Origin of the sequence: Nitrospira moscoviensis (assembly GCF_001273775.1) — a bacterium.
Lineage (GTDB): Bacteria > Nitrospirota > Nitrospiria > Nitrospirales > Nitrospiraceae > Nitrospira_D > Nitrospira_D moscoviensis.
Genome location: NZ_CP011801.1, coordinates 3,476,257 through 3,487,740 on the forward strand (window position 1 = coordinate 3,476,257; position 11,484 = coordinate 3,487,740).

Below are 11,484 nucleotides of genomic sequence, written 5' to 3' on the forward strand. Positions count from 1 at the left end.
CTCCTCTCAATGCTGATGCTGCGGGCGGGGCCCCACCTTCAGCAGCGATCCGCTTTTCTTGCAAAACGCTTCCACCTGGTTCGCGATCTGATGATAGGCCTCGGCCGTCGGTGTATCGGAATAGAACATGGCGAAGGGCTCGCCGGCATCGGATTGAGTCACCACGTCGGGGTCGAGCGGAATGCGGCCGAGGAACGGCACGCCCATGTCATGGGCCGAGGCTTCGCCGCCGCCCTTTCGAAAGACTTCGATATGCTGATGGCAGTGCGGGCACTCGAGGCCGCTCATGTTTTCGACGATGCCGATGATCGGCACCTCGCTGTCTTTACAGAACGTGACCGATTTGCGGGAATCGAGCAGGGCCACTTCCTGCGGCGTCGTGACGATCACCGCGCCGCTGACGTTGCCGAGGAGGTCGATGGTGGTGACCGACTCGTTGCCGGTCCCGGGAGGCAGATCGATGAGCAGGAAGTTCAGATCCTGCCATTCGACCCCGCCCAGCAGCTGATTGATGAATTCATATTTGTAGGCGTCCCGCCAGATGATCGGATCGTCCGGGTTCTGGAGCAGGAACGACATGGAGGCGATTTTGAGGTTGTAGGCTTGAAACGGAATGATGCCGCCGGATGTGCTGATTTTGAGCTTCTGCCCTTCGGCGCCGACCATCTTCGGAATGTTCGGCCCGTGAATGTCCATGTCGCAAATGCCGACATGCCAACCCTTGAGCGCCAAGCTCACGGCGAGATTCGTGGTCATCGTACTCTTCCCCACGCCGCCCTTGTTGCTCATGACGAGCACCTTGTATTCGATGCGCTCCATCCGCTTGGCGACGAGCCACCGGCTGTGCCCTTCCTTATCCTTCTGGCAGCGTTCGTTCTCGTCGCAGATCGCGCAAGCCCACATGTAGGTGCAGGCATCGCTCCCGCCGCCGTTCCCCCCGCTGATGACGTTCAATTCGCGTCCCATGTGTGTATCGCCCTTCGTTCTCGGTGAACCGTCACTCGCCGCTACCGCCGGCGCCCGCCCGTCGGTACCCCGACGTAGTCGTCGTCCTGCGTGTTCGGCATCGACATGCCCGACGCGCCTCCCGCCCCCGCCACGGCGACGGCCGGCACCAGCGGCTCACCGGACGGCGCGCGCTTCTTCTTATTGAAGACGCCGGCGCTGACAATCCCGACTTCGTAAAACACATACATCGGCAGCGCCATCAGACATTGGTTGAACGGATCGGGCGTCGGAGTCAGGATGGCCGCGACGATGAACGAGCCGAGCAAGGCCCACTTCCGATAGCGCCGCAGGAACGGCGCGTCCACCCATCCGAGCTTCGCCATCAACGTGATGGCGAGCGGCACTTCAAAGATCAATCCGAAGACGAGGAGGAACCAGAGCGCAAAGCCGACATATTGCGCGATGGAGAGTTGCGGGATAAACCCCGCGCTGACGCCGTACGAGATCAAAAAGTTCAGGGCGAAGGGCAGCACGAAAAAAAAGGAGAAGGACACGCCGGCGTAAAAGGCCACCGTGCTCAGCGCGGCGAACGGACCGACGAACCGCCGCTCCTGCGCGTGCAGCCCCGGCACCACGAATTGCCAGGCTTCAAATAGAATGTACGGCGTCGAGAGGACGAGGGCGAACAGTCCCGCCACCTTCACGTTCTGCCACAGCGCTTCGGCCGGGGCGAGAAAGACGAACGGCACGGCCGGCAGGTCCGTCGGCTCCCAGGACAGGGTGCTCGGCACGAACATATTCTGGAGCGGAATCCGCAGCCATTTCACCAAGGCGTCCGCATAGAAGAACGTCGCCACAAACACGATCGCCGTGACGATGACGGCTCGGGTGAGCCGGACCTGGAGCTCCACCAGGTGCTCCATGACCGGCATTTTCTTGTCTTCCAGCGGCTTGAAGACGGCATCCTGCAGCCACCGGTTGAAATCGTTCAGCACGCAACCTCAAAATTTGGCGATTTGGTGATTGAGTGATTCGGCGAAGTGAATGCGACCTTCACCAAATCACCGAATCGTACCTACTTTTCTTACTTCGGGTTGATCGCCACGAACAGGCTGTTGCCTTGCCGGTTGACGAGCAACACGGCCAACTCGTCTTTCTTGATTTTGCTCGCGGCCTTTTGATAGTCGTCCATGGTTTTCACCGGCTCGCGATTCACTTCCTGAATCACGTCGCCGCGCTGCAACCCGGCCGCCTCCGCCTGCCCGCCCGGCTCGACCGATGTGATGACGACGCCGGTGGTCTTCGCCGGGATGTTCAACTGGCTCATCAAGGCGTTGTCCAAAGTCTGCACCCGGAGCGACGCCAGCACATTGTCCGGCGGCTTGATCATGTCGCCGGGTTCCTTCGGCGGCGCCGGCTCCCTCCGCGCCAGCATCTCGTCGGACGGCCGTTCGGCCACTTTCACGGCGATCGTCTGCTCCTTGCCGTCCCGCAAGACTTTGACTTGGGCATCCTTGCCCACCATCGTCCGGGCGACGAGGTTCCGCAACTGGCTGACGCTCTGCACCTCTTTGCCGTTGAAGGCGACCACCACGTCTCCGCGCTTGATGCCCGCCGCATGCGACGGCCCGTTTTCATTCACGTCGCTGATGAGCACGCCTTTCCGCTGTTCCGGCAGTTTGAACGACTTGGCGAGCGCGGGGGTGATTTCCTGGATCGCCACACCCATCCAGCCGCGCACGACCTTGCCGGTCTTCTGGAGGCTGTCGACGATGTCGAGGGCGATGCTGCTCGGAATCGCGAAGCCGATGCCCTCGGAGCCGCCGGTGCGCGAGAAGATGGCGGTATTGATGCCGATCAGCTCGCCGTTCATGTTGACCAGCGCGCCGCCCGAGTTGCCCGGATTGATGGCCGCGTCGGTCTGGATGAAATCTTCGTAGTCCGCGATGCCGACGTTGCCGCGCCCCAACGCGCTGATGATGCCGAGCGTCACCGTCGAGCTCAGGCCGAACGGGCTGCCGACCGCCAACACGAGATCGCCCACCTGCAGTTTTTCATATTCCGCCCATTTGAGCGACGGCAGATCCTTCGTGTCGATTTTGATCACCGCCAGGTCCGTCTTGGGATCGGTCCCGATCACCTTGGCCGGGAACTCCCGCCGATCGCTCAGGGTCACGGTAATCTGGGTGGCCCCTTCGACGACATGGTTGTTGGTCACGATATATCCGCTCGGATCGAGAATGACGCCCGAGCCGGCGCTTTGATCCGGCCGGCCATGGGGACCGGGAGGACCGGGAGGCATCGGCGGCGGTGTCGGCAATTCTCCGCCCGGCTCCTCGCCGGGAGGACCGCCGCCCGGAGGACCGAAGGGGCCGGGAGGCAAGCCGCGCCGGCGGCTTCCTTCGCCTCCGCCGGTGACCGCGATATTGACCACCGCGGGGGTGACTTTCTTCACGATCTCGGAAAATCCCTGCGCGACGAGGGTCGGAGGCACGGTCGCGGAGGCCAGCGATCTGCCGTCCACTCCGATAAAGATCGACGCCGAGAGCATGAGCGCGCCGCCAATCAGGGCGGCCGTGTGATGACTCCGATTAACCATGACTGGATTCCTCCACGAAAAAGTTGTTCCCATCACGCAGGCGAGACCGCCCCTCCACCCTTCATCCGGCCACCTCCATCGTGAAACAACCGCACAGGCCGGTGGAACGGTGTATCTTACACTAATCTTTCCACGAGCTTCAAAGAGGAAAAGTCCCGTCCGGGCAGCGGGACCGGCGGGCTAGCTGTTGCGTCTCGCCGCAGATCCCTCCTCCAGTTGATCCGTCCAGGCATGCTGCAGGCTCGTCGTCAGCCGCCGCGCGGCCTGATTGAAGGACACGACGCGCAGGGTATTCGGCGCACCCTCGTAGGTGGGCGGCCAGTACCGCCGCGCCGGCTCCTGCGGTCTCAGCCACACCACCGGATACCATTGGTTGATGTCGGGAACGGTGGGCCGATCCAACGTCGCCCAGCCGCGTCCGTCCGCCCGCATGAGCACTTTGCCGTCTTTCACGTCCAGCAGCGCGAATTCCAGCAACGACCAGTTGTCCCGCCGGAAGCCGGGCACCATGTGAGTCGTCCATCCTACAAACACCGACATGGGATATTCTTGCTCCGTGCTCGATAAGACCACGACGGCCAAATAGTCCAGCCCGTGCTTCTTCGCGAGATCGGCGAGCTGCGCCCGGTTTCCGTCCAGCGGCCTGATCCCGTCCGCCGGGATGACGTCCGTAATGGTCACCGGCAGCACCTGGCTGATTTCCTGCTTCAGTTCTTCCCCCAATTTCATCATGGCTTCGTCCGGGAGATTCGGCGCCGCATCCGGCGCCGACGTATCGGAGATCAGCACGAGCCCGGCCCGCAGACGCGGCTCCGACGTCAGCAGCGACGGATCGCTCGGCTGGTCGGCAGGGACATAATCGGCGATGCGGCTCGGCGGAACGGCAGAGGCACAGGCCCAGAATACAAGCGACGCGCACAGAAGCGAGAGACCTTTCGCCAGCTGCAGCATGCGGCACCTCCCGGGTGAGGGTCGGGCATTCGGCCGCCCTAATTTCGGCCGATCCTGTTGGGTTATACGTTCGCTCCCGTCCGTAGGATCTGTCAAGCCGTCCACGTCACGGGATCGCGCGACGGCTCTGCCTCCCGGAGGAACCGCTTGCAATTACCTGACCATGCCTGTACTGTTAGCCCGTTTTCACACCGAGGGGAGGTTGCGGGTGAGGAGCGAGGGTGCTTCTGTCTCCCTTGAATTGTCCGTTATCATCCCCGCTTACAACGAAGCGGCCCGCCTTCTCCCGCACCTTCGCTCCGTCGTCGATTATCTGAGCCGGCACTATCGCCGCTTCGAAGTCATCGTCGTCGATGACGGCAGTCTCGATGACACGGCCGCCCTCGTCCACGGGTTCACCCGGCAGGCGCCCGGCGTCCGATTGATCCGATTGCCGATCTGCAGCGGGAAAGGCGCCGCGGTCCGCCACGGCATGCAAGCGGCCCGCGGGCGCCGGCGACTGTTTACGGATGCGGACGGCGCCACCCCCATCGATGAACTGGCCCGCCTCGAACAGGCCTTGCGCTCCGGCGCCCAGATCGCGATCGGCTCCCGCAGCCTGGCTTCGCGCCGATCGGACTTCACTGTCCGCGCCCGCTGGCATCGCAGCCTGCTCGGCGGCTGCTTCAACGCGGTGGTCCGGCTCGGCGGCATCGGCGGGATCGCCGACACGCAATGCGGCTTCAAATTATTTGAGCGGTCCGTCGCCGAGGATCTGTTCGGGGTATCCTGTATCAACGGCTATGGGTTCGACTTGGAGCTTTTGTATATCGCCCAGCGCCGCGGGTACCGTATTGCGGAAGTGCCGGTCAATTGGGCGGATCAGCCGGGATCGAAAGTGCGGCTGGTACGGGATGGATTCGGCACGTTGCGGGAGCTCGTGACCATCCATCGCAACGCGGCCAAGGGCTGTTATTCCGATGCGCCGGTGGCCCGCCGGCTCTCCCCCCTGGCCTCCTCCGCCGTCCTCGAATAGATCGCCCCGTCCAGCCGCCGCGCGTCATGCATATAAATGACGACTTTCGTATCTTCGTAGGCTTTCCGCCAACCAGGGAGTGCGCCGAGGATCTGCGCCAGCAAGGTGTCCCGCTTCAGCAGGGCCCAATCGACGCCGTACTTGTCTAAAATCGACAAACGCGGCGGATCCGTCTCCCGCACCTCGACGTAGTCTTTGAAGATCCATCGGTCGCCGATGCGCCAGGCCGGCATCCGGCCGTCGATGAAGATCTTCTCCTGAGGAAGCCACCAGAGCAGAAAGCCGCCATATTGGTAATCATGCAACAGTCGGTCGCCGAGTTGATGGCGGTGCTCCCTGATCCACTCTACCGCTTCGATGGGATAGGACGTCTGCCGGAACGCGGCGGCCGGCGTCACGCCGAACCGCCACACATGCTGAATATGGTCCGGTCCGATATAGAGCAGGACCAGCCCCAGCGCGAGGGTGCCCGCGCGCGGCCACCGGGTGGAGGACACCGCGTTGACAAACGGCAGTGCCGCAAATCGCCGGAGGGCCTCATGCAACAGATCGGCGGCCAGCGGCACGGAGACGATGAGGAAGAGCGGAATATTCCGCAAGTGCCGACCGGCCAACACAAGAAACACCGCGAGGACACCCCATTGAACCGGCTCCACTCGCCGATACCAGAGCATCATCGCCAACGCGAGCCCCGCCACATAGCCGACAAACAGCCTGCCCGCGAGCGTCTCGAGGGACACGGGATGCCATTCCCGGAGCGTCTGGATCATGAAGGAATCGGAGAGCGAGTCGAAGATTTCTTTGTGCAGGTTCCATCCGTAGGGATTCACCAACGTCACGATCGCACCGGTGCCCGTCGCCAGCAGAAGGCGCCATAATGTCGACGGGTCCACCACGCCCGTTCTGTGTGCAAGATCCGGCGCCATCAGCCGAACGAGCCATGAGAGGGCGATGACCAGCGCGAGATAGAACAGCCCCGCGGTGAATCCTCCGTGAAGATTGGCCCACACCAGGAAGAGGAAAGGAATCCACCGGACGAGTCGGACTTCACCGGCCCGCACCCGATGCCACCCCCACATCAGGAGGGCCAGCCCCAGCAACGTCACCATTTGCGTACGCGCGCCGAGAAAGGGCAGCGCCGCCCAGAGCGAGAGGGCGCAGGCGGATAATTGCACCGGCGCGTTCGCCTCGCTGGACCGGACCGCCATGAGCCAGGCGGCGGCCGTGACGGCGCTGAAAAACAGCATGGCCGCGAGCGGGCCCCCGGCTTGGTAGAGCAGCCCGATGAGCAGGTCGGTCAGCCAGGCATGCTCCACCCACGGCCAGTCCGGCATGGTATGCGAATAGGGATCGAGCGCCGGCAGGCGCCCTCCCTGGGAAAGGAGATCCAACCCGGCGCGCAGGTGCCAGCCGAAGTCCGGTTCCGTCAGCGGCTGCAGCACGAGGTTCGCAACGACCAGCGCGAGTAATGCCGTGAAGGCGGTCTGCTCGCGCGTCACGCTTCGCCTCTCACATTGTCGGGCCGTTCGACCAGCAGATTGCCGAGCGCCAGCCACTCCACGTCCGTGCGCAGAAAACAGGCGACGGCATCCTGCGGCGTACACACGATCGGCTCTTGCACGTTGAACGACGTATTGAGCAGCACCGGCAGACCGGTCTCGCGGGCGAAGGCTTCGAGCAGGCGCCGAAACAAGGGATTCGATTCCCGATCCACGGTCTGCACCCGCGCCGATCCGTCCACATGCACGACGGCGGGAATGAGGCCTTTCGCTTCCGGCTTCACGGGAGCGGTGAACAGCATGAACGGCGACGGAGCCGGCAGGTCGAAATACTTCGCCGCCGCCTCTTCGAGCACCGAGGGAGCGAACGGGCGGAAGAGCTCCCGCTGCTTGACCTTGGCGTTGATGACGGCGCGAATATCCTCCCGGCGGGGATCGGCCAACAGACTCCGATGGCCCAAGGCCCGCGGGCCCCATTCCATCCGGCCTTGAAACCAGAAGACCAGCCTGCCGCGAGCAAGCTCTCCGGCGATTTTTTCGCACAGATCGCCGTCGGACAGCCGTTGCCCGCGCAACCCGGCCGCGGCGAGCGCCCTCCGACAGTCTTCTTCCGTGAATGCCGGCCCCCAATAGGCGGCGCGCATGACGGACCGGTCCCTGAGCGCTCCGCGCCGAGCGCTGTGCCAGAGCGCCGCCCCCAGGGCGGCGCCCGAGTCGCCGGCCGCCGGCGGCACATAGACCTCTTGAAAGCCCGCCTCCCGCCGCAGCCGGCTGTTCGCCACGCAGTTGTAGGCGACGCCTCCCGCCAGGCACAGCGCATCGGCCCTTGTCGCCTCCTGAAGATAGCGGGCCAGATGCAGCAGGACTTCTTCCAGCAGGCCTTGCACACTGGCGGCGATGTCGCGATGGCGGGGCGTGATCTCATCACCGGATCGGCGGTGCGGACCCAGCAAATCGATCAAGCGGGGAGAAAACACGCCGACGCGGGCCAGATGAAAGTCCAACAGCCGCACGTTGAGTGTAAAGTCGCCGTCCGATTGGGAGCGAAGCACGTGCGTACGGAGCAGGTCGACGTAGCGGGGTTCTCCATAGGCCGCCAAGCCCATCACGATATATTCGTCCTGATCGGGCGTGAAGCCGAGATAGGCCGTCATGGCGGCGTAAAACTGCCCGAGCGAATGGGGCAGCGGTGTGCGTTTCAATACCCGGATCGTGGAGCCGTCGGCCGATCCCAGCAAGGTCGAGTGGGATTCGGACGCGCCGTCGACTACGAGCACCGCCGCCCGTTCGAACGGCGACACCAAGAAACTGCTGGCCGCATGGCACATATGGTGATCGAGAAACACCGGGCGGACCGACTCCGTGCCGTCGATGCGCCGGCTCAGCCTGCGCCGCAGGAGCGCCAATTCGGCCCATTCCTGCGAGAGCCGCTCGGCCGATCGCCGGCCTTTCACCCGGAACAACTGCGGCGACCGGACCATCGCCGACAGAGCCAGGCCGGCGCGCCGCCCGATTTGCCAATACTTCCAGGGAACGGCGACGGCCTCCACGTCGCGCAGGCTGATTCCCCGTTCGCCGAGACAGTACCGGATCGCGTGGATCGGGAGTCCGGACGCATGTTTGATCCTGACGAACCGTTCCTCCTCCGCCGCCGCCACGATGCGGCCGTCCTCGACCAAGGCCGCCGCTGCATCGCGCATGTTGGAGAGCCCGAGGACCAGCATGGACCGGGAGAATAATGGAGCCGGGGTCCGGGAGCAAGCGCCGCCGGCACCCCGTTGCATTCCCGCGGCGTTTCCGGTACGGTGGCGCACGCTCGAACCGATTCAAGGTCATTGACCAGCGTGACCCCCTCCAACACCACTGCAAACAAACGTTGGCGCGCTCCGCTCGCGCTGGTCGCCGGTTTGACCGGCCTCATCCTGGTCGGATGCGCCAGCCGTTTAGAATTCCCGCCGATGGGCGAGCCGCTGCCGCTCACGGCCAAGCTGGAGATTCCGGCGTCCATTAAGACCCTGTCGGCCGACTACACCGACTCCTGCGGACATCTGATGCAGATCCCGATCGGCTCCCGCCTCGAAGAGGCGCTGGTCGAAGGCGCTTTCCGAACATTTAAGAAGGTGGTTTACGAAGGCGGGGGAACAAAGGATGCCACCCCGGATCTCCTGGTACGGGTAGACCTCGTCAACTGGTCGTTCAGTATCGACAAAGAATACTTGTACGATCGGGCGCCGGCCAAGCTGCAGCTCCATGCAATGGCGCGGGTCTACAACGACAAGGGAGAGCTGCTCCGCGAAACGGAGATCAAGACCGCGCGGCAGGAGCGGGTGCGCCTCGAACCGGTCCAGAAAAACTGCGACTACATCATCGATCCCTTCATTCAAGACAGCGTCGTGGATTTCGCCTCCAAGGTCGCCATGGACGCTCGCCTTGCGTCTGGCGCGCAGACCGCCCCGATAGCGGCGCGTGCGGCGACGCCTCCGACCGCCAAGACCTTGGTCCCGGTGACGCCGGGACCCGCCGCCTCCCCGTCCGCCCCAACGCCGGCCTCCTCGACTTCCTCCAGCCTGCGCTTCAAAGCGATGGTGCTGGACGAAAACAGCAACTTGATTTTGGAAGGCGGCGAGCGGGTGCGGGTGCGGGTGGACGTGGTCAATACGGGCGCGACCGCGATTCAGAACGCCTCGGCCTCGCTGACCGGGACCCAGTCGGTCGTCGGGCAGTTCCCGTCGGCCACCTTGTCGATCCCGCCGATTCAGCCTGGGGAAACCAAGTCGCTGGAATTCGTTGCCACCCTGCCGCCGACCGTCCAGTCACAGAAGGCCGAGCTGCATGTCGCGGTGACGGAAGGCGGAGGAGCGGCCGCGCCCTCTCAGACGCTGGCCTTGACCATCCAGCCGACCGGTATTCAATCGGACGATGTCGACCAGATTCCCGCGCCGGTCGCCCATTTTCGCCGTCCGCACACCTACCTGCTGTCGATCGGCATCGGCTCGTATCGCGACACGCAACTCCTTCCGCGGAAGTATGCATCGCTCGATGCCGAGATGGTGGCCAACTACTTCCAGTCCCTGGGCGGCGTGCCCGCATCCAACGTGCGACTGCTTCAGGATTGGAAAGCGTTGCGGCCCGATATCGATGAAGCCCTGCTCGATTGGCTCCCGCCGCGCATGAACAAGGACGCGGTCGTGATCGTGTATTTCGCCGGCCAGGCGATCGTGACGCCGACGGGCGAGGTACTGCTCGTGCCCTACGAGGGAAGCCCCTCTTCCACCACGCGGCTCTATCCCCTCAAGGATCTGGAATCGGCGCTGGCGCGGTTGAAAGCCAAGCAGACCATCTTATTGTTCGACGGCATGGTCTCCCGCCTGCACAGCGACCCCAAAGCCAAATCCGTGGCGCCCCGCTGGGAGACGGGCGGCGCGACCGTGCGGGTCATCGGGGGAGAGGGGTACGCCAAAGGCATCGAGGACGACAAACACCGACACGGGCTGTTCACGTATTATCTCTTGCGGGGATTGCGCGGCGACGCCGACACCAATCGTGACGGCGAGGTGACACTGGGCGAGCTTGCGGCATACGTCAGCCAAAAAGTTTCCTGGGCCTCCAAGACACACTTCAACTCCGACCAGCACCCCCACGTCTGGCCCGTCCTGAAATCGGGCGACAAATCCTCTTCCCTTGTGTTGACCAAGCTCGCGGCGATTACCGGCTCTGAAACTCCCTGAGTTCTTTTCTCCCAGGCGTCGTTCTTCCGACTTCAACGGTATTGGAGGCAATAAAAAAGGGTGGGGAGTCGCCTCCCCACCCCTGCTGCCGAACGCGGTCTTGCGCCCGCGATTACTCGTCGCCCTTGCAGAAGCTCCGCTCGTAGTTGATGATCGTCCAGGCTTCCTCTTCGGTGATGGCGGCCGGGATCAACGACACCATGCCGGTGCCGGGGCTGCCGTTCTTGATCACCCAGAAGAGCTCGCCGTCTTTCCGCTTCTTGTGGAATTTGCAGTTGGTGAAGTTGCGGGGGCTCGGATTCAGGATTGCGCCGGCCGGTCCATCGCCCTTCCCCTCCTTGCCGTGGCAATTAAAGCAGGTGCCCTTGCCCTCGAACAGCGCCTTCCCCTTGGCGATGTTTTCCGGCGTCGCGGCGACCGGGTTCTTCATGGCCTTGGCCTCCGCCATCTGATCCGCCGGTACGCGGGGCTTCAACGGATCCTTTTCTTCCGCTCCGACGACCGTGGCCGACATCAACATCAGCGCTGCACTGATTCCCAGGAACTTGGACAGATACCCCATCACACTTCCTCCTTTGTGTTGGAACCCACCGCACATGAATCGGCCGAAGGCCGCTGGCTTATGAACTCGAATCGCAAAAGTGCCGGTAAAACGGACGGACTATAGCAACGCCTTTTCGCCGTTGTCAACAGACCGGCATTGTGATGTTAACCATCCGATGCAGGCCTGCTTCAGAGAAGATC

Annotated in this window: 9 protein-coding genes; 2 read left to right on the top strand and 7 right to left on the bottom strand. The window is 63.4% G+C overall.

Annotated elements, in window-relative coordinates; all coding sequences use genetic code 11:
* Nucleotides 1-6 precede the first annotated feature (6 nt).
* The 4 genes from NITMOv2_RS16895 to NITMOv2_RS16910 all read right to left on the bottom strand — a co-directional run bounded on the left by NITMOv2_RS16895 (nt 7) and on the right by NITMOv2_RS16910 (nt 4,498).
* On the bottom strand, nt 7-966 hold the full coding sequence (locus tag NITMOv2_RS16895) for an Mrp/NBP35 family ATP-binding protein (RefSeq protein ID WP_145976394.1): 960 nt from the start codon (nt 964-966) through the stop codon (nt 7-9).
* Between the two features lie 41 nt (nt 967-1,007).
* Entirely contained in the window at nt 1,008-1,943 is a 936-nt protein-coding gene (gene tatC / locus NITMOv2_RS16900) for a twin-arginine translocase subunit TatC (RefSeq protein WP_053380980.1), read from the bottom strand.
* An 89-nt stretch (nt 1,944-2,032) separates the two neighbouring features.
* The gene (locus NITMOv2_RS16905) at nt 2,033-3,547 is read right to left on the bottom strand and encodes a Do family serine endopeptidase (RefSeq protein ID WP_053380981.1); all 1,515 of its coding nucleotides are present in this window, start codon (nt 3,545-3,547) and stop codon (nt 2,033-2,035) included.
* Nucleotides 3,548-3,727: 180 nt separating this feature from the next.
* The gene (locus NITMOv2_RS16910; RefSeq protein WP_053380982.1) at nt 3,728-4,498 is read right to left on the bottom strand and encodes a hypothetical protein; all 771 of its coding nucleotides are present in this window, start codon (nt 4,496-4,498) and stop codon (nt 3,728-3,730) included.
* A 208-nt stretch (nt 4,499-4,706) separates the two neighbouring features.
* Here NITMOv2_RS16910 and NITMOv2_RS16915 point away from each other — a divergent pair, with 208 nt between their 5' ends.
* The gene (locus NITMOv2_RS16915; RefSeq protein WP_202967255.1) at nt 4,707-5,513 is read left to right on the top strand and encodes a dolichyl-phosphate beta-glucosyltransferase; all 807 of its coding nucleotides are present in this window, start codon (nt 4,707-4,709) and stop codon (nt 5,511-5,513) included.
* Here NITMOv2_RS16915 and NITMOv2_RS16920 read toward each other — a convergent pair.
* Both NITMOv2_RS16920 and NITMOv2_RS16925 read right to left on the bottom strand, forming a co-directional pair.
* Nucleotides 5,450-7,012 (bottom strand): hypothetical protein, encoded by a 1,563-nt coding sequence (locus NITMOv2_RS16920; protein WP_053380983.1) that lies wholly within the window; start codon nt 7,010-7,012, stop codon nt 5,450-5,452. The genes NITMOv2_RS16915 and NITMOv2_RS16920 overlap by 64 nt on opposite strands.
* Nucleotides 7,009-8,796, bottom strand: coding sequence for a carbamoyltransferase C-terminal domain-containing protein (locus tag NITMOv2_RS16925; RefSeq protein ID WP_083448145.1), 1,788 nt, complete (start codon nt 8,794-8,796; stop codon nt 7,009-7,011). Before NITMOv2_RS16925 ends, NITMOv2_RS16920 begins: the two co-directional genes overlap by 4 nt.
* Before the next feature lie 60 nt (nt 8,797-8,856).
* Here NITMOv2_RS16925 and NITMOv2_RS16930 point away from each other — a divergent pair, with 60 nt between their 5' ends.
* The gene (locus NITMOv2_RS16930; protein ID WP_053380985.1) at nt 8,857-10,740 is read left to right on the top strand and encodes a caspase family protein; all 1,884 of its coding nucleotides are present in this window, start codon (nt 8,857-8,859) and stop codon (nt 10,738-10,740) included.
* Between the two features lie 112 nt (nt 10,741-10,852).
* On the opposite strand, the gene NITMOv2_RS16935 is transcribed toward NITMOv2_RS16930, so the two are convergent.
* Complete coding sequence (locus tag NITMOv2_RS16935) at nt 10,853-11,302, bottom strand: c-type cytochrome (RefSeq protein WP_053380986.1); 450 nt, start codon at nt 11,300-11,302, stop codon at nt 10,853-10,855.
* Nucleotides 11,303-11,484: the final 182 nt, after the last annotated feature.

Excerpts from the sequence above, each read along its gene's own strand:
- NITMOv2_RS16895 (WP_145976394.1), bottom strand. The coding sequence starts at position 966 with ATGGGACGCGAATTGAACGTCATCAGCGGGGGGAACGGCGGCGGGAGC.
- NITMOv2_RS16905 (WP_053380981.1), bottom strand. The coding sequence starts at position 3,547 with ATGGTTAATCGGAGTCATCACACGGCCGCCCTGATTGGCGGCGCGCTC.
- NITMOv2_RS16910 (WP_053380982.1), bottom strand. The coding sequence starts at position 4,498 with ATGCTGCAGCTGGCGAAAGGTCTCTCGCTTCTGTGCGCGTCGCTTGTA.
- NITMOv2_RS16925 (WP_083448145.1), bottom strand. The coding sequence starts at position 8,796 with ATGCAACGGGGTGCCGGCGGCGCTTGCTCCCGGACCCCGGCTCCATTA.
- NITMOv2_RS16935 (WP_053380986.1), bottom strand. The coding sequence starts at position 11,302 with ATGGGGTATCTGTCCAAGTTCCTGGGAATCAGTGCAGCGCTGATGTTG.